The sequence below is a fragment of the Stenotrophomonas sp. TWI377 genome (assembly GCF_039674525.1).
In the GTDB taxonomy this organism is placed as follows: domain Bacteria; phylum Pseudomonadota; class Gammaproteobacteria; order Xanthomonadales; family Xanthomonadaceae; genus Stenotrophomonas.
Genome location: NZ_JBDJNT010000018.1, coordinates 1 through 16,116, shown reverse-complemented (window position 1 = coordinate 16,116; position 16,116 = coordinate 1). Strand labels below are relative to the sequence as shown.

Sequence of the window (16,116 nt, the reverse complement as noted above, 5' to 3'; positions counted from 1 at the left end):
ATGGGGACATGGATGTTTCCCACTTGCTCGACGGGTTGAACCCCGCCCAGCGCGAAGCTGTGTCCGCCCCGCCCGGCCACCATCTGGTGCTTGCCGGTGCCGGTTCCGGCAAGACCCGCGTGCTTATCCACCGCATCGCCTGGCTCAATGAAGTCTGCGGCGTGCCGACCCATGGCATTTTTGCGGTGACCTTCACCAACAAGGCCGCCGGGGAGATGCGTCACCGCATCGACCTGCAGCTGTCGCAGGGCAGCCGTGGCGCCTGGATCGGCACCTTCCACGGCCTGGCCCATCGCCTGCTGCGCCTGCATTTCCAGGACGCCAAGCTGCCCGACAGCTTCCAGGTGATGGATTCGGACGACCAGCTGCGGCTGGTCAAGCGCGTGGTCCAGCAGCTGGAGATCGACGACGGCAAGTTCCCGCCGAAGCAGATCGCCTGGTGGATCAACGAGCAGAAGGACGAGGGCCGTCGCCCGCAGCATATCCAGCCCGAGCCGCATGACGCGTGGCTGGAAACCATGCGCCAGGCGTATATCGCCTACCAGGAGCGCTGCGATCGCGCCGGTCTGGTCGATTTCGCCGAACTGTTGCTGCGCGCGCATGAACTGCTGCGCGACAACCCGGCCTTGCTGGCTCACTACCGTTCGCGCTTCCGCGAAATCCTGGTGGACGAGTTCCAGGACACCAACGCCATCCAGTACGCCTTCGTGCGCGTACTCGCCGGCGATACCGGCCACGTGTTCGTGGTCGGCGACGACGACCAGGCCATCTATGGCTGGCGCGGCGCCAAGGTCGAGAACGTGCAGCGCTTCCTGAAGGATTTCCCGGGTGCGCAGACCGTCCGCCTGGAGCAGAACTACCGCTCCACCGCCAATATCCTCGGCGCGGCCAATGCGGTGATCGCGCACAACCCGGACCGTATCGGCAAAGAGTTGTGGACCGACAGCGGCGACGGCGATCCGATCGATCTGTATGCGGCCTACAACGAGATGGACGAGGCGCGTTACGTGGTCGAGCGCGCGCGCCAGTGGGTGCGTGATGGCGGCAGCTACGGCGATGTCGCCGTGCTCTACCGCAGCAATGCGCAGTCGCGTGCCTTCGAAGAATCCCTGCTCTCCGAGCAGGTGCCGTACCGCGTGTACGGCGGCATGCGCTTCTTCGAGCGTGCCGAAATCAAGGACGCGCTGGCGTACCTGCGGTTGATGACCAACCGCAACGATGACGCGGCCTTCGAGCGCGCGGTCAACACGCCGACGCGTGGCATCGGCGACCGCACCCTGGATGAAGTGCGCCGCTTGGCCCGTTCCCACGCGATTTCGCTGTGGGAGGCCACCATGCTGACCACCCAGGGCAATGAGCTCGCTGCACGTGCACGCAACGCGCTGGCCGGCTTCCTGGTGCTGGTCAATCAGCTCCAGACTGAAGCCGACACGATGACCCTCGCCGAACGCATCGACCATGTGCTGATGCGCTCGGGCCTGCGCGAGCACTGGTCCAAGGAAAGTCGCAACGCGCTGGATTCGGAATCGCGCGCGGACAACCTGGACGAACTGGTCTCGGTGGCCTCGCGCTTCGTGCGTCGCGAAGACGATGTCGAAGAAACCCAGGACATGAGCGAGCTGGTCGCCTTCCTCGCCTATGCCTCGCTGGAGGCCGGCGAAGGCCAGGCCCAGGCCGGCGAAGAGGGCGTGCAGTTGATGACGCTGCACGCCGCCAAGGGCCTGGAGTTCCCGCTGGTGTTCCTGGCCGGCATGGAAGACGGCCTGTTCCCGAGCGCGCGCTCGCTGGAAGAAAGCGGCCGGCTGGAAGAAGAACGTCGCCTGGCGTACGTGGGCATCACCCGCGCGCGCCAGAAGCTGGTGCTCTGCTACGCCGAATCGCGTCGCATCCATGGCCAGGACAACTACAACGTGCCCTCGCGCTTCCTGCGCGAGATCCCGCGTGAGCTGGTCAATGAAGTGCGCCCGAAGGTGCAGGTCTCGCGTGGCACCTCGCTCGGTGCCAACCGGGTGATGGGCCACGCGGCGCTGGAAGCACCGCCACTCAAGCTGGGCGCGATGGTCAACCATCCCAAGTTCGGCGAAGGCATGGTCACCGACTACGAAGGCAGCGGCCAGCACGCCCGCGTGCAGGTCGAATTCATCGAGGCCGGCAGCAAGTGGCTGGTGATGGCGTATGCCAATTTGACGGTGCTCTGAGCAGCGCTCGTGATCCGGTAGTGCCGGCCGCTGGCCGGCTGCTCCTTGCCGCGGCGTTGTCGCGAGCCGGCCAGCGGCCGGCACTGCAACGGGCGGCATCCTTTGTCGGGAGCCGGCCAGCGGCCGGCACTACAATGGGCGGCATACCTTGTCGGGAGCCGGCCAGCGGCCGGCACTGCAATGGGCGGCATACCTTGTCGGGAGCCGGCCAGCGGCCGGCACTACAATGGCGGCATTCCTTTCGCGCAGGCCCCCGCCATGACCGATTCGCCGCTGCACCTCACCGTCAAATTGAACGCCAGGCTCCAGCCCGAGCATCGCCATGAGCTGTTCGAAGATCCGCTGGATGCGCTGCTGGGCAGTGCCGAGCTGGGTGAGATCACCGGCGGTGGCACCGCGCTGACGGAAGATGGTGAAGTGGACTACGGCGATATCGAGGTCGCGTTGAACGATCCAGCCTCGCTGCCTGGCGTGATCGAGCTGCTGGAGCAGCTGGGTGCGCCGAAGGGCTCGCTGATCCAGCGCGAAGGCGCCCCCGATCAACCGTTCGGCGTCACCGAAGGCCTGGCGTTGTATCTCAACGGCACCGACCTGCCCGATGAAGTCTATGAGCAGTGCGACTCGAACTATGTGTTCGAACAGATCGTCGAGCGCATCGAAGGCCACGGCGAGATCTGCAGCTGGTGGCAGGGCCCGACCGAGACGGCGCTGTATCTGTATGGCGCCTCGTTCGACACCCTGCACGCGCGCATCGCCGATCTGCTGGCGAGCTACCCGCTGTGCCAAGGCGCGCGCGTGGTGCGTACCGCCTGATCAGCAGTCCGGCGCGTGGCCTGCTGCATAGCGCAGGCCACGGCGCAGCTGCGCCCGCACATTCGGGTCGGCATACACCGCCGCGTCGTGGCCCAGCCCGGTGTACCAGCTGCGGCCGCCATCGAAGGGCCGGCACCAGGCGATGGGATGATCGGCGCCCATGGTGCCGCCGTCGTATCGCGATTCGTCCACTGTCGCGATGACCTTCACCGTTCCACGCGGATTGCGCCGGTAGTTGTAAAGCTCATCGCGGATCGGCCACGCCGGGCCTGACGGCCTGCCGTCACGTTCGGGCTGCACAAGCGTCTCCTGCAGACCCTTGGGATGCTTGTGGAACCACGCGCCGACCAGTTCGCCGTACCACGGCCAGTCGTACTCGGTGTCGGCTGCGGCGTGCACGCCCATGAAGCCGCCGCCGTTGCGGATGAACTGTTCCATCGCCGCCTGCTGCGCGGCGTCGAGTACATCGCCGGTGGTATTGGCGAAGACCACGGCGCGGTAGCGGGCGAGGTTGTCGAGGCGGAAATCGCGGGGATCGTCGCTCGGGTCCGCCGTCATGCCGGCCTCGGCACTCAGCTCGCGCAGCGTTGCCACGGCCACAGGAATCGAGTCGTGGTGGAACGTGGCGGTGCGGATGAAGATCAGCACGCGGTCCGGACCCGGCGCGGCGGCAAGGCCGGGTAGCGGCAGCAGGGCCAGCGAGCACAGCAGGGCGATGAGCAGAGGGCGCATGCGCGAAGTCTGTCATGGGCGCTGCCCGTCTCCGTCCTGCGCTGCAGCACAGGCATCCCAGGCAGCGCATGCCTGCGCTATCCGTGTTGTGGTGGGCCAGGGCGCCTCGCTTCATCCCCGATCGCCCCCGGCTCATCCCGGATTTCACACAGTTCGTCGCGTGCCGCTTGTCGCTCCCCCGGCCGGCGCCCAGAGTCTGCCCCTGTCCGCTGGGAGCGCACTCGTGAACAAGGGAATTCCGTATCTGCTTGCTGCACTGGTTCTGCTGACATGGTCGGCAGGCTGGGCCGAGCCGGTGCTGGCCCTGTTCCAGCACGCGCAGACCTGCCTGGCCGACGGCGGCGACTTCGATCTGCTGCGCCTGCGCTGCCAGCCGCAGCCCAGTGGGTTGTGCATCGGCCAGGCAACGCTGTGGTTCTGGCTGAGCGGCATCGTCTTCGCACTGGTGGCGCTGCTGGGCACGCGACGCGGCACGCGCTGACACGCGAGCGGCCAACCGGCATCATCACCCTCTGTCTGAGGGAGGCCACATGGGTCCGAGCGAAAAAGAAAAGATGCTGTCCGGGCTGCCCTACCGCCCCGGTGATCCGGCGCTGCAGGCCGACATGGCCGCCGCCAAGGTCTGGATGGTCCGCTACAACGCCGCCCTGGCCGAAAGCCCGGCCGTGCGCCGCGCGCTGTTGCGCGAGCAGCTCGGCGCGGTCGGCGAAGGCGCGGTGATCCGGCCGCCATTCCATTGCGACTACGGCTACAACATCCGCCTGGGGCAGGGCGTGTTCCTCAACTACAACTGCGTGATCCTGGACGTGGCCGAGGTCAGCATCGGCGATGGCACCCAGATCGGTCCGGCAGTGCAGCTCTACGCCGCCGACCATCCGCGTGATCCCCAGGCGCGGGCGGAAGGCCTGGAGTCGGCCAGGCCGATCCGGATCGGGCGCAATGTCTGGATCGGGGGCGGCGCGATCGTGCTGCCCGGCGTCACCATCGGCGATGACGCGGTGGTGGGCGCGGGCAGTGTGGTCACCCGCGACGTGCCTGCGGGCGCGACCGTGGTGGGCAATCCGGCGCGGGCGGTGCCTGCCCGCGGCCACGGCGATTGATCCAGCTCAAGGCACTGCGTCCACACCGGGTGTGCAATGGTGATGTTCCCATTGCCCACCCCAAGGAGCTCTGCCATGTACAAGCGCATCCTGATTGCCACCGATGGTTCGGAGCTGGCCGAGAAAGGCCTGGCCAAGGGCCTGGAGCTGGCCAAGGACCTCGATGCCGAGGTCGATATCGTGACCGTCTCCGAGCCATGGGCCGTCGGTATGTACGACGCGATGGGCTGGAGCGTGGGCTACATGAACACGCCCGAATACAAAGCCGATCGCGAAGAGACCGCGCAGAAGGTGCTGCAGCCGGCCAAGGCCGCCGCAGAGGCGCAGGGCCTGCGCACTGAAACCGTGCATGTGCTGGACCGCTATGCCGCCGACGGCATCATCGATACCGCCACCGAGCGCGGCAGCGACCTGATCGTGATGACCTCGCATGGCCGCCGTGGTGTGACCCGCGTGCTGCTCGGCAGCCAGACCGCCGAAGTGCTGGCACGCAGCACGGTACCGGTGCTGGTCATCCGATAACGGAGAAGCGGTAGTGCCGGCCGCTGGCCGGCAGTGCCCCTCAGTGCCCGTCAATCGCGCAGTTTCAACGTCTGCGATTCATCCAGCGTGCCATCCGGCTGCAGCACCACATAACGCTCGCCGCTGCGGTCGAACAGCACCGGGATCGGGTCGCGGAACAGCGGGCGGCGCACGAAGCGCAGCTGCCAGCCGAAATGCTCCAGCGTCTCCACCGCCTGGCGTTGCTCTGCAGTAAGGCCGGCGCGCAGTTCAGCCGGATTTGGATCGTGGCGGCGTTCGGGTGTAGTCATCGAGCGTGGGCAAGCGGGGACGGGGGTCAGTGCCTTGCCGGCCCCGTGCGGTCACGGGGCGGCAGTGCGGTCGACGCCCGGAATCACCAGCTGTAGAGCTTCCAATACACCGGCGAGACGCCGTCCTTGTCGCTGTCCATGCGGCCATCGCCGTTCTGGTCGTACATGTAGAACGGGGCACCGCGCGACGGGGTCACCTTGACCATCCGCAGCTGGCCGCCCACCCGGTATTCCTCGATGGTGTCGCCGTTGTCCTGCACCGTCTTGACCACATCGGCACCAGTGACATCAACCGGGGGCCTGCCGCCGCCACCGGTGGCACAGCCGGCCAGTGCGAGCACGCCTGCGAGCAACAGAATCTTCATGGGCCGGGAGTCCTTGGGCGAAGAGGGCCTGATTATGCCCGATGGATCGTGAGGCCGGTGCCGACGACGGTCAGGGCCGGGCGCGTAGAATTGCCCTATGAGCCGATTAGTCCTGATTGACGGGTCCAGTTACCTGTATCGCGCGTTCCACGCGCTTCCGCCGCTGACCAACGCACACGGTGAACCCACCGGCGCGCTGTTCGGCGTGGTCAACATGCTGCGCGCCACCTTGAAGGAGCGCCCTGAGTACGTCGCCTTCGTGGTCGATGCGCCCGGCAAGACCTTCCGTGACGACCTGTATGCCGACTACAAGGCCAACCGCCCGCCGATGCCCGATGACCTGCGCCCGCAGATCGAGCCGATGTGCCGCATCGTCGAGGCGCTGGGCCTGAGCATCCTGCGCATCCCCGGCGTGGAAGCCGATGATGTGATCGGCACGCTGGCCCTGCAGGGCCACCGCGATGGCCTGCAGGTGACCATTTCCACCGGCGACAAGGACTTCGCCCAGCTGGTCCGTCCGGGTATCGAGCTGGTCAACACCATGACCGGCAGCCGCATGGATTCGGACGCGGCGGTCATGGAGAAGTTCGGCGTGCGCGCCGACCAGATCGTCGACCTGCTGGCGCTGATGGGCGACGCCGTGGACAACGTGCCCGGCGTGGAAAAGTGCGGTCCCAAGACCGCCGCCAAGTGGCTGGCCGAGTACCAGCACCTGGATGGGGTGATGGCGGCGGCCCCGACCATGAAGGGCAAGATCGGCGAGAACCTGCGCGCGGCGCTGGAGCGCCTGCCGCTCAACCGCGAGCTGGTCACGATCCGCACCGATGTGCCGCTGGAGGTAACGGCGCAGACCCTGCCACTGCGCGAGCCGGACGTGCCGTCGCTGAGCGAGCTGTACCTGCGTTACGGCTTCACCCAGGCGCTCAAGGAGCTGGGCGGTCCCGTGCCGGCCCCGGCCGCTGCCAGCGAGGCCCCGGTCAGCCTGCGTGGCACCGCGGCCGGCTACGCCCGTGCCACGCCGGAGGTGGCGGTGGTGCCGGTCGACCCGGCGCTCTCCGCCCCCGGCGAGTACGAGATGGTGCTGACCACCGAGCAGCTCGACGCCTGGGTGCAGCGCCTGACCGATGCCGAGCTGATCTCGTTCGATACCGAGACCGACGCGCTGGACGCCATGCGCGCCAACCTGGTCGGCATCAGCCTGGCGGTCGAGCCGGGCCGCGCCGCCTATATCCCGGTCGGCCATGATTACCCCGGCGCGCCGGCCCAGCTGCCACGCGAGCAGGTGCTGGCCGCGCTGCGTCCTGCCCTGGAAGACCCCTCCAAGAAGAAGCTTGGCCAGCACGGCAAGTACGACCTGCACGTGCTGCGCCGCCACGGCGTGAACCTGCAGGGGTACCACGACGACACCATGCTGGAGAGCTTCGTGCTCAATTCCACCGCCACGCGCCATGACATGGACTCGCTGGCGATGCGCTACCTGGGCTACACCACGATCAAGTTCGAGGAGGTGGCCGGCAAGGGTGCCAAGCAGATCTCGTTCTCGCAGGTGGGCCTGGACGAAGCCTGCCGCTACGCCGCCGAAGATGCCGACGTGACCCTGCGCCTGCACCACGCCCTGCAGCCACAACTACAGGCCACGCCCTCGCTGGACAGCGTCTACCGCGACATCGAGATGCCGCTGGTGCCGGTGCTGACGCGCATCGAAGCCAATGGCGTGCACATCGACATGGCCGAACTGCGCCGGCAGAGCCAGGACCTGGGCTCGCGCATGCTGGCTGCCCAGCAGAAGGCCACCGAGCTGGCCGGGCGCACCTTCAACCTGGATTCGCCCAAGCAGCTGCAGGCCGTGCTGTTCGACGAACTGCAGCTGCCGGCACTGGTGAAGACCCCCAAGGGCCAGCCCAGCACCAACGAAGAGGCGCTGGAGGCGATCGCCGAGCAGCATGAACTGCCGCGGGTGATCCTGGAGTACCGCGGGCTGGCCAAGCTGCGCAGCACCTACACCGACAAGCTGCCGGAGATGATCAACCAGGACACCGGGCGGGTACACACCAGCTACCACCAGTCCGGCGCCGCCACCGGTCGGCTGTCCTCATCGGACCCGAACCTGCAGAACATCCCGATCCGCACCGAGGATGGCCGCCGCATCCGCCGCGCATTCGTGGCCCCGCCGGGCCGCAAGATCCTGGCCTGCGATTACTCGCAGATCGAGCTGCGGATCATGGCCCACCTCTCCGAGGACCCCGGCCTGGTGCGGGCCTTCGAGCAGGGCGTGGACGTGCACCGGGCGACGGCGGCGGAAGTCTTCAGCCGCCGCCTGGAAGAGGTGACCTCCAACGAGCGCCGGGCCGCCAAGGCGATCAACTTCGGCCTGATGTACGGCATGAGCGCGTTCGGCCTGGCCCGCAACCTGGGCATCGACCGCGGCCAGGCCCAGGATTACGTGGCGCTGTACTTCAGCCGCTACCCGGGCGTGCGCGATTTCATGGAGCGGATGCGCCAGCAGGCCCGCGACCAGGGCTATGTGGAAACCCTGTTCGGCCGCCGTCTGTACCTGAACGACATCAACGCCCGCAACCAGGGCCTGCGCGCCGGTGCTGAACGGGCCGCGATCAATGCCCCGATGCAGGGCACCGCGGCGGACATCATCAAGCGCGCCATGGTCAAGGTGGACAGCTGGCTGGAGGATCACGGCGACCAGGCCAAGATGATTCTGCAGGTGCACGATGAACTGGTCTTTGAAACCGAAAGTAGTTTCCTCGATACCTTGCGTTTGAAAGTCGTGGAACTGATGTCCTCGGCCGCCGAACTGCGTGTACCGCTGGTGGTGGATGCGGGCGTGGGCGACAACTGGGATGAGGCCCATTGAGGCCTGAATCACAGTCAAAAGGCTGAATTGGTTCAGTGCGCCACGATAATCTGACTGTTGGATGAATGTTTCTGGGAGGAGGCCCGAATTAATTGGGCCCCTTCACGAACTATCAATGTTCGGAGTGCTTTGATAGACCTCGACAGGCGCAATGCCTGTTGTGGATCTCTCCCATCCCCTGGAGCAGATCTCGGAACGGGGGCTCCTCCCCAAGCACCCGTTCCCCGGCCCCGCTAACCTCCCCCTGGTTGGCGGGGCTTTTTATTTGTGGCGCCGAAAACCCCGCGCGGCCCGCCGCACGAGAGACCCCGCGCTGCCGATTGCCGTTTGCCCTGCGCGCGGCCCATGCTGTGGGCTGGACCCGGGGAGAACCGCATGAGCGACCTGTTTGCATTGGCCATGCCGTGGTGGGAATTCATCCTGCGCGCGGTGGTGGTGTACGCGGTGGTACTGGGCATGGTCCGGCTCTCCGGCAAGCGCGCGCTGGGCCAGATCACCCCGTTCGATGTCTTGCTGATCGTGCTGCTCGGCAACGCGGTGCAGAACGCGCTGCTCGGCGAAGACACCTCCCTGGGCGGCGGCCTGCTGCTGGCGGCGACCCTGATCTCGATCAACTACGGCGTGGGCTGGCTCAGCACGCGCAGTCGGCGCGTGGAAACGCTGGTCGAAGGCGAGCCGATCCTGATCGCCCGTGATGGCAAGGTGCTCGATTCCGTGCTCAAGCGCGAGCTCGTGACCCCGGCCGATCTGGACGCAGCGATGCGTCAGCAGGGCTGCCTGTCCATCGACGATGTCGCCCTGGCGGTGCTGGAGATCAACGGGCACATCACCATCGTGCCGAAGAAGGCGTAGAGCCACCCATGGGGTGGCTCTACCCGACGGGTGCCACCCATGCACCGCATGCGAAATCCATGCCGGCCCATGCGGTGGCGCGCTGGGTTACACCCAGTCGCGCGGAACCAGGTAGTCGGCCAGGCGGGCTTCGTCGCTGCCGGTTTCAGGTTGGAAACCGTATTCCCAGCGCACGCGCGGGGGCAGGCTCATCAGGATGCTCTCGCTGCGCCCGCCGCTCTGCAGGCCGAACAGCGTGCCGCGGTCATAGACCAGGTTGAACTCGACATAGCGGCCGCGCCGGTACAGCTGGAACTCGCGTTCGCGCTCGCCATACGGCGTGTCCTTGCGGCGCTCGACCAGCGGCAGATAGGCATCCAGGAAACCATCGCCGACCGCACGCAGATACGCAAAATCGCGCTCGAAGTCGCCATGCAGGTCGTCGAAGAACAATCCGCCCACGCCGCGCGTCTCGTTGCGGTGGCGCAGGAAGAAATACTCATCGCACCAGCGCTTGTGCGCCGCATAGCGCTCTTCGCCGAAGGGCGCACAAAGATCGTGCGCAACCTGGTGCCAGTGCCGCACGTCTTCGTCGATGGGGTAGAACGGAGTGAGGTCAAAGCCGCCTCCGAACCACGAGGCCACCGCCACGCCATCACGCTCGGCGCGGAAGTAGCGCACGTTGGCGTGCGTCGTCGGCAGGTAGGGATTGGCGGGATGGAAGACCAGCGAGACGCCGGTCGCGCGCCATGACGCGCCGGCCAACTCTGGCCGGTTCGCCGAGGCCGATGGCGGCAGGCGCGTGCCGGCCACATCGGAGAACCCGATCCCGGCCTGCTCGAACACCGCCCCATCGCGCAGGATGCGGGTCCGGCCACCGCCGCCCTCCGCGCGCTGCCAGAGATCTTCGGTGAAGCGGGCCTGGCCGTCGGCGGTTTCAATCGCCGCACAGATGCGGTCCTGCAGGTCGGTCAGATACGCGCGGACGCGGTCGAAGTCGTTCATGGGCGCTACTTTACCGCAGGCCGGTGCACGGCCTGCGTGTGCTCACTGGCGCTCAGTGACCGCTTTTGCGGGTGCTGCTCTTGCTGTTCTTCGCCGCGGCGGGCGCCTCGGCCGGTGCGGCGTCGTCTGCCTCGGCATCGGGCTCGGTCGCCATGCGCTCGGCGATCTGTTCCAGCCCGGCACTGACCCGCATCAGGCCCCAGTTGCGGGTCGCGTGCACATCGCAGGCCACGTGCGTGCCGTTTCCATCCTTGGCGCAGATCGAGGCCATCTGCTCGGGCAGCGCCTCGTCACCGGTGTGTTCGTAGACGCTGGCCAGGTTCTCGCAGCCCTCGCGTACCCCGGCGGCGCAGAGCTTGAGATAGAACGGCGCCGCCTCGGCCCAGCGGTTGCGCAGCGCCAGCTGGTGACCGGCGGCATTGCAGCCCTGCAGCTTGCCGGCCGCGCAGCACGCCTGCGCACCGCCCTCGCGGCCCAAGGTCGGGCAATCCTGCGGCAGCGGGGTTTCGACGAAGACCACCGGCGCGCTGCACTGCTGCGCCTCGCCGGTGCGCTCGTAATAGCTGAAGCGGTTCCAGCTGTCCATGCCGATCAGGTTGCCGTTGGCCAGGCGCTTGAACACGAAGTCGTCGCCCTGGTCATGGCGCACACGGATGTCGCCATCGACCAGCCGCGCGCGCAGCTTGCCGCCGAAGCCGCTGTCGAGCATGCCGCCATCGCCGAACGGCAGATGGTCCATCAGGCCCTGGCTGGCGACATAGCTGCCGCAGGGCAGGGCGGTGGCTGCCACCGGGGTCAGTGCCTTGGCCTCCAGCGTGGCCAGCGGCGCCGCACGCTCGCAGGCGCGCGGGTCCTTGCCCAGGGTGCACGCCCGCTGCAGTGCATCGCGGGCCGGGATCAGGCGGCCGGCGTCCCACAACGCCTCGGCAGCGTTGGCGCAGAACGTGCCGCCGGTCTGTGCCCGGCACAGGGTGGTGATCTCATCGAGCTGTATGGCCGGCAGCGGTGACGCCTTGGCTGCGCTGAGCCCGCCAAGCAGCGCCTTGGCCAGCGCTTGCCCCATCGCGTCGCGCGCGGCCTCCAGACAGGCAGCCTGGTCGTACTGCGTGGACGCAGGTTTGCAGACCTCCGGCTCGGGCAGCTCCGGCGCATCGTCCCGGGTCGCCGCCAGCGTCCTGGCCTCGCGCGCTTCGGTCTGGAAGTTGGCCAGCAGGCGCTTGCAGGCGGCCGGCACATCCTCCCGACACCATTGACGCAGGCGGTCGTTGCTGGCGAAGAGCGTGTCGTTCAGGCAGGTGCCGATCTCGGCCCGGCACGATGCCGCCGGAAAGACCGTCGCGCGGCGGCAGGTGGCCGCCTTCTGCAAGCGGTAGTCGTTGAAGCGGTCACTGAGCAGGCGACCGCCCTCCTGCACGTTCAGCGAGCTGACGCCGCCGTTGTCCAGGTCGGCCAGCTTCAGCTCGTCGCCGAGGCGGCTGAGGAGGTAAGGCTCGGGCGCTTGGCCGGGAATCTGCCGCACCCCCTCGTTCGCACTGTGCAGGGTCAACGTGGTGCCGCTGTCCTTGGCAACGAACGTGCCACAGACCATGGCCTGGGCCGCCGCCGGCAGGCTGACCGCCGTGAGCAGGGTGAACAGGGTCGCGCGCCAGCCGTGGCGGCGCAGAAGGGGGAGGGAAACAGTCACACGATCATCCTTGCAGGTCGTGCAGCGCACCGTGGCGCTGCGGGAAACAGGTCAGCGGCGGAACAGCGCACGTACATCGGCCGCGCACAGGCGCACGATCAGCCAGCCCTGCAGCACCGCGAACGCCAGTGCGGTCACGCCGGCGAGGCCGCTGCAGATCACGCGCTGTACGCGCAGCTCACTGCGCAGCTTGAGCAGTTCGATCGATAGGGTGTCACCGGGTATCTGCGCCAGCAGGTGGCGGAACGCATCGTCCAGCAGCCACGCGGCGACCACGTTGAGCACGGCGGTGACCGCCAGCAGCACGATGAACAGTGCCCATGCCCAGCGCCAGCGACGCAGCATGCCCCAGCATGCGGCAACGCCCAAGAGGCTCGACACGCACAGCAGCACGTTGGCCAGCACCGGGTGGGTGAGCAGCCAGCGCAGCGAGCCAGGCAGCCAGTGCAGGTCCTCATCGGCCAGTAGCGCCTGCAGCGCCTCCGAGCCCGACAGAGGTATCGCAATCAGGGCCAGTACCCCCCACATCGCGGCCGTGACCAGGCAGACCAGCAGCACGGACTTGAGCAGGGGGGCGAGAAACGCAGGCGCACCCTCCCTGCTGGGGCGGGGCGTGCAGGAAGGCAATTGCGGGGGAAGCGAGGCTGACATCCGGTGTCCTGGTTGGGCAGGCCGCGACGTCTAGGTCCCAGCCACCGCGTTCGCGGCCGCGGGCAGGATATGGTCTGCGCTCAGCGGTGCCAAGCAAACGCCATGCGGCGGGCGCAGCGGCACCCAGGCCAGTTCGGCGATTTCCGCCTGTGCGCGGGGCGAACCGGTCACCGTCACCAGATAGGCGTGGGCCCGTACGCGGTGTCCGGCTTCGTGCACCGCCCAGGCCTCGAACCGGCCCAACGGCACGGCACTGGCGGGGTCCACCGTGACCCCGAGTTCTTCTTCCAGCTCGCGCGCCAGCGCGGCCAAGGGCGCTTCGCCGGGCTCGGGTTTGCCGCCGGGCTGGATGAAGGTGTCCGAGCCGTGCTTGCGCACCACCAGTACGCGGCCGTCGGGATCGAAAACGACCGCGGCGACGATATCGATCGTCGCCGCAGCGTGCTGCACGTCAGTGGGCACCGACGTCATCGCTGGATTACTTCAGGTTCTCTTCGAACAGCTTGAGGATGCGCTTGTACTGGTCCAGCCAGGAATCGGCACGCACATAGCCGTGGCGTTCCAGCGGGTACGGCGCGATCGACCAGTTGTCCTTGTGCAGTTCGATCAGCTTCTGGGTGAGGTTGACCGAATCCTGGAAGAACACGTTGTCATCCATCATCCCGTGCGCGATCAGCAGGTGGTCCTGCAGCCCGTCGGCGTACTCGATCGGCGACGATTTGCGGTACGCCTCCGGGTCGATGTCCGGGGTGTTGAGGATGTTGGCGGTGTAGCCGTGGTTGTACTGGTGCCAATCGACCACCGGGCGCAGCGCGGCACCGGCCTTGAACGTGCCCGGCGAGCGGAACAGCGCCATGAAGGTCATGAAGCCGCCATAGGAACCGCCGTAGATGCCGGCGTGGTCACGGTCGCCCTGCTTGGTGGCGACCAGCCAGTCCAGGCCGTCCTTGTAGTCTTCCAGTTCCGGGTGGCCCATGTTGCGGTAGATCGCCGTGCGCCAGTCGCGGCCGTAGCCGGCGCTGCCGCGGTAATCCATGTCCAGCACCACGTAGCCCTTCTGCACCAGCAGGTTATGGAACATCTGCTCACGGAAGTAGGCCGGGTACTGCTGGTGCACGTTCTGCAGATAGCCGGCGCCGTGCACGAACATGGCGATCGGGTACTGCTTGCCCGGCTCGAAGGTCTCCGGTCCGTAGTACTTGGCCCAGACCACGCCCGCGCCGTGCTTGGACGGCACCTGTACCAGCTTGGGCTGGATCCACTCGCGCGCCTTGAACTCGGCCGTGCGGGTGTCGGTCAGCACCTTGGCCTGGCCACCGGCAGCGGGCACCACGGCCAGCTGGGTCGGCAGGTAGGCGCCGGAGTAACGCACCAGCAGCTGCTGGCCATCCGGGGACAGCGAGAAGTCTTCCACGCCGTTGAGCGAGGTCAGCTCACGCACCTGCTTGCTGGCGGTGTCGACCGCGCACACTTCGTAGTCGCCCGGCGACTGCTGGTTGCACAGGAAGTAGAAGCCGCGGCCGTCGGCGCTGGGCACCGGCATCGAGCTTTCCCACTTGCCGCCGGTCAGTGCCTGCGGCTTGGCCGTGCCCTGCTGGGTGTACAGGTGCGAATAGCCGGATTCTTCGGACAGCAGCCACAGCGTGCGGTTGTCGTTGGACCAGCCGAAATCGTTGAAGCTCCAGTTGATCCAGGCGCTGTCGGTCAGGCGATGACGCGTCTCCAGCTTGGCGCTGGCCGGGGTCACGCTGGCGATCCAGCGGTCCTTGTTGTCGTTGGCGCGCAGCATGATCGCGGCCTGCTGGCCATCGGCGCTCCAGCGGATGCCGGGCGCGCCGGGGCCACCGAGTACTTCCACCGGGCGGTTGCCCTTCAGGGCGTCCTTGCCGGCGGCCTTGCGCAGCGCGGCCAGCGGGTCGGTGCCGATGCCCGGCAGGCCGTCCAGCGACAGCGGCTTGACCGTGCCGGCGACGGCATCGACCAGCCACAGCGCGTTCGGCTCCGGGTCGTTGCGGCCCACGCGGGTGCGGGTCTCTTCGAACTCTTCGTAACCCGACTCGGTCACGTACTTGGGCATCTTGCCGCCGCGGCCTTCATCGAAGCTCTTCGGCTTGGTGACCACGATCAGCGTGCGCGCATCCGGCGAGAGCACACTGTCGACGATCTCCACATCCGCGCCCAGATACACCGGGCCCGGTGCGCGGGTGCCATCGGCGCGACGCCAGCTGGCTTCCTGGGCCTTGAGTGCCTCGCGCTGGGCGCGATCGTTACGCAGCGTGGCCAGGGTGCGCAGCTGCTGCTCGCGCAGGGTATCGGCCTTGGGCGCGTCGTCCGGATTCTTCTCGGCCTTCAGGCTGGCGACCTGCTGCACGCCGGCGGCGGCGGTCCAATGGAACCAGTTCTGGCCGGTGCGCCAGATCACGCCGCCGTCGCGGGCGAAATTGACCGCGCCGGACTTCTCGGTGCTGCGGGTCAGCTGGGTCAGCGCGCCGCTGCGCAGGTCGCGCACGAACACATCGCCATTGCGCACGAAGGCCGAGCGCTGGCGCGCGCTGTCGTAGACCGGGCTGTCCACATCCAGGGTGCCGCGCTGGTCATCGCCAACCTGTGCGGCCACGCCGCCGGCCACCGGCTGGCGGAAGGTGTCGCGCACCGGGCTGCCGTTGCGCTTGAGCTGGTACTCGACCTGCTGGCTGTTCCAGGACCACCACGCGCTTTCGACCGGCGGGCCGATCCAGTCGGGGTCGGCCATGGCCTGCTCGATGGTGATCGGCGTGGGCGCCGCGTGGGCGGTCCCGCCGAGGGCGGCGAGCAGCAGCAGGGACAAAGGCAGCGTTCTGGGCATTGCGGGCGGCACCGTAGTAGAAAACCCGGCAAGCGTAGCAGCCGCAAGGACCGCAGGAAGGGGCCACAGGTCATGGGCGTGCGCACATGCGGAAGGCAAACGGTGGTCGGTGGGGGGGGGGGGGGGGGGGGGGGGGGGGGGGGGGGGGGGGGGGGTGGGGGGGGGGGGGGGGGGGTCAGGGCTCCGGGGGGCGGGAGAGGGGGGGAGAGGA

15 protein-coding genes are annotated in these 16,116 nt (G+C 67.7%); 7 read left to right on the top strand and 8 right to left on the bottom strand.

The features are described from left to right. Nucleotides 1–8 precede the first annotated feature (8 nt). Entirely contained in the window at nucleotides 9–2,198 is a 2,190-nt protein-coding gene (gene uvrD / locus ABE546_RS14730; protein WP_346464263.1) for a DNA helicase II, read from the top strand. Between the two features lie 258 nt (nucleotides 2,199–2,456). After that, entirely contained in the window at nucleotides 2,457–3,011 is a 555-nt protein-coding gene (locus ABE546_RS14725) for a hypothetical protein (RefSeq protein WP_282264094.1), read from the top strand. Here the strand turns inward: ABE546_RS14725 and ABE546_RS14720 are convergent, their stop codons facing one another. Further along, the gene (locus tag ABE546_RS14720; protein ID WP_346464261.1) at nucleotides 3,012–3,743 is read right to left on the bottom strand and encodes a ThuA domain-containing protein; all 732 of its coding nucleotides are present in this window, start codon (nucleotides 3,741–3,743) and stop codon (nucleotides 3,012–3,014) included. Between the two features lie 223 nt (nucleotides 3,744–3,966). Between ABE546_RS14720 and ABE546_RS14715 the strand changes: the two genes are divergently transcribed. The 3 genes from ABE546_RS14715 (at nucleotide 3,967) to ABE546_RS14705 (ending at nucleotide 5,365) form a co-directional block, all read left to right on the top strand. Continuing rightward, on the top strand, nucleotides 3,967–4,224 hold the full coding sequence (locus ABE546_RS14715) for a hypothetical protein (RefSeq protein ID WP_313212579.1): 258 nt from the start codon (nucleotides 3,967–3,969) through the stop codon (nucleotides 4,222–4,224). A 49-nt stretch (nucleotides 4,225–4,273) separates the two neighbouring features. Continuing rightward, entirely contained in the window at nucleotides 4,274–4,843 is a 570-nt protein-coding gene (locus ABE546_RS14710) for a sugar O-acetyltransferase (RefSeq protein WP_313212578.1), read from the top strand. A 75-nt stretch (nucleotides 4,844–4,918) separates the two neighbouring features. Further along, nucleotides 4,919–5,365: a universal stress protein gene (locus ABE546_RS14705; RefSeq protein ID WP_313212577.1), complete on the top strand. Its 447-nt coding sequence runs from the start codon at nucleotides 4,919–4,921 to the stop codon at nucleotides 5,363–5,365. 50 nt (nucleotides 5,366–5,415) lie between these two features. Here the strand turns inward: ABE546_RS14705 and ABE546_RS14700 are convergent, their stop codons facing one another. After that, the gene (locus ABE546_RS14700; RefSeq protein ID WP_121040913.1) at nucleotides 5,416–5,655 is read right to left on the bottom strand and encodes a hypothetical protein; all 240 of its coding nucleotides are present in this window, start codon (nucleotides 5,653–5,655) and stop codon (nucleotides 5,416–5,418) included. Nucleotides 5,656–5,738: 83 nt separating this feature from the next. Further along, nucleotides 5,739–6,020, bottom strand: coding sequence for a DUF2782 domain-containing protein (locus ABE546_RS14695; RefSeq protein ID WP_070470027.1), 282 nt, complete (start codon nucleotides 6,018–6,020; stop codon nucleotides 5,739–5,741). Between the two features lie 97 nt (nucleotides 6,021–6,117). On the opposite strand from ABE546_RS14695, the gene polA reads away from it, so the two are divergent. Both polA and ABE546_RS14685 read left to right on the top strand, forming a co-directional pair. Then, nucleotides 6,118–8,889, top strand: a complete 2,772-nt coding sequence (gene polA / locus ABE546_RS14690; RefSeq protein WP_346464259.1) for a DNA polymerase I — start codon at nucleotides 6,118–6,120, stop codon at nucleotides 8,887–8,889. A gap of 375 nt (nucleotides 8,890–9,264) precedes the next feature. Further along, nucleotides 9,265–9,741: a YetF domain-containing protein gene (locus ABE546_RS14685; RefSeq protein ID WP_313212574.1), complete on the top strand. Its 477-nt coding sequence runs from the start codon at nucleotides 9,265–9,267 to the stop codon at nucleotides 9,739–9,741. An 87-nt stretch (nucleotides 9,742–9,828) separates the two neighbouring features. On the opposite strand, the gene hemF is transcribed toward ABE546_RS14685, so the two are convergent. The 5 genes from hemF to ABE546_RS14660 are packed head-to-tail and all read right to left on the bottom strand — an operon-like array spanning nucleotide 9,829 to nucleotide 15,905. Beyond that, nucleotides 9,829–10,725 carry an oxygen-dependent coproporphyrinogen oxidase gene (gene hemF, locus ABE546_RS14680; protein ID WP_313212573.1) on the bottom strand — a complete coding sequence of 299 codons (897 nt, stop codon included), beginning with the start codon at nucleotides 10,723–10,725 and terminating at the stop codon, nucleotides 9,829–9,831. A gap of 52 nt (nucleotides 10,726–10,777) precedes the next feature. After that, nucleotides 10,778–12,409: a hypothetical protein gene (locus ABE546_RS14675; protein WP_346464257.1), complete on the bottom strand. Its 1,632-nt coding sequence runs from the start codon at nucleotides 12,407–12,409 to the stop codon at nucleotides 10,778–10,780. Nucleotides 12,410–12,460: 51 nt separating this feature from the next. Further along, a complete protein-coding gene (locus tag ABE546_RS14670; protein WP_313219294.1) occupies nucleotides 12,461–13,060 on the bottom strand; it encodes a hypothetical protein in 600 nt (199 codons plus the stop codon). Nucleotides 13,061–13,090: 30 nt separating this feature from the next. Then, nucleotides 13,091–13,510 (bottom strand): NUDIX domain-containing protein, encoded by a 420-nt coding sequence (locus ABE546_RS14665; protein ID WP_313212585.1) that lies wholly within the window; start codon nucleotides 13,508–13,510, stop codon nucleotides 13,091–13,093. Nucleotides 13,511–13,538: 28 nt separating this feature from the next. Continuing rightward, nucleotides 13,539–15,905: a S9 family peptidase gene (locus ABE546_RS14660; protein ID WP_346464255.1), complete on the bottom strand. Its 2,367-nt coding sequence runs from the start codon at nucleotides 15,903–15,905 to the stop codon at nucleotides 13,539–13,541. Nucleotides 15,906–16,116 lie beyond the last annotated feature (211 nt).

What these genes read in the sequence shown, in the direction of transcription:
- uvrD (WP_346464263.1), top strand. Translation starts at nt 9, where the DNA reads ATGGATGTTTCCCACTTGCTCGACGGGTTGAACCCCGCCCAGCGCGAA.
- ABE546_RS14725 (WP_282264094.1), top strand. Translation starts at nt 2,457, where the DNA reads ATGACCGATTCGCCGCTGCACCTCACCGTCAAATTGAACGCCAGGCTC.
- ABE546_RS14720 (WP_346464261.1), bottom strand. Translation starts at nt 3,743, where the DNA reads ATGCGCCCTCTGCTCATCGCCCTGCTGTGCTCGCTGGCCCTGCTGCCG.
- ABE546_RS14710 (WP_313212578.1), top strand. Translation starts at nt 4,274, where the DNA reads ATGGGTCCGAGCGAAAAAGAAAAGATGCTGTCCGGGCTGCCCTACCGC.
- ABE546_RS14705 (WP_313212577.1), top strand. Translation starts at nt 4,919, where the DNA reads ATGTACAAGCGCATCCTGATTGCCACCGATGGTTCGGAGCTGGCCGAG.
- ABE546_RS14700 (WP_121040913.1), bottom strand. Translation starts at nt 5,655, where the DNA reads ATGACTACACCCGAACGCCGCCACGATCCAAATCCGGCTGAACTGCGC.
- ABE546_RS14695 (WP_070470027.1), bottom strand. Translation starts at nt 6,020, where the DNA reads ATGAAGATTCTGTTGCTCGCAGGCGTGCTCGCACTGGCCGGCTGTGCC.
- polA (WP_346464259.1), top strand. Translation starts at nt 6,118, where the DNA reads ATGAGCCGATTAGTCCTGATTGACGGGTCCAGTTACCTGTATCGCGCG.
- ABE546_RS14685 (WP_313212574.1), top strand. Translation starts at nt 9,265, where the DNA reads ATGAGCGACCTGTTTGCATTGGCCATGCCGTGGTGGGAATTCATCCTG.
- hemF (WP_313212573.1), bottom strand. Translation starts at nt 10,725, where the DNA reads ATGAACGACTTCGACCGCGTCCGCGCGTATCTGACCGACCTGCAGGAC.
- ABE546_RS14670 (WP_313219294.1), bottom strand. Translation starts at nt 13,060, where the DNA reads ATGTCAGCCTCGCTTCCCCCGCAATTGCCTTCCTGCACGCCCCGCCCC.
- ABE546_RS14660 (WP_346464255.1), bottom strand. Translation starts at nt 15,905, where the DNA reads ATGCCCAGAACGCTGCCTTTGTCCCTGCTGCTGCTCGCCGCCCTCGGC.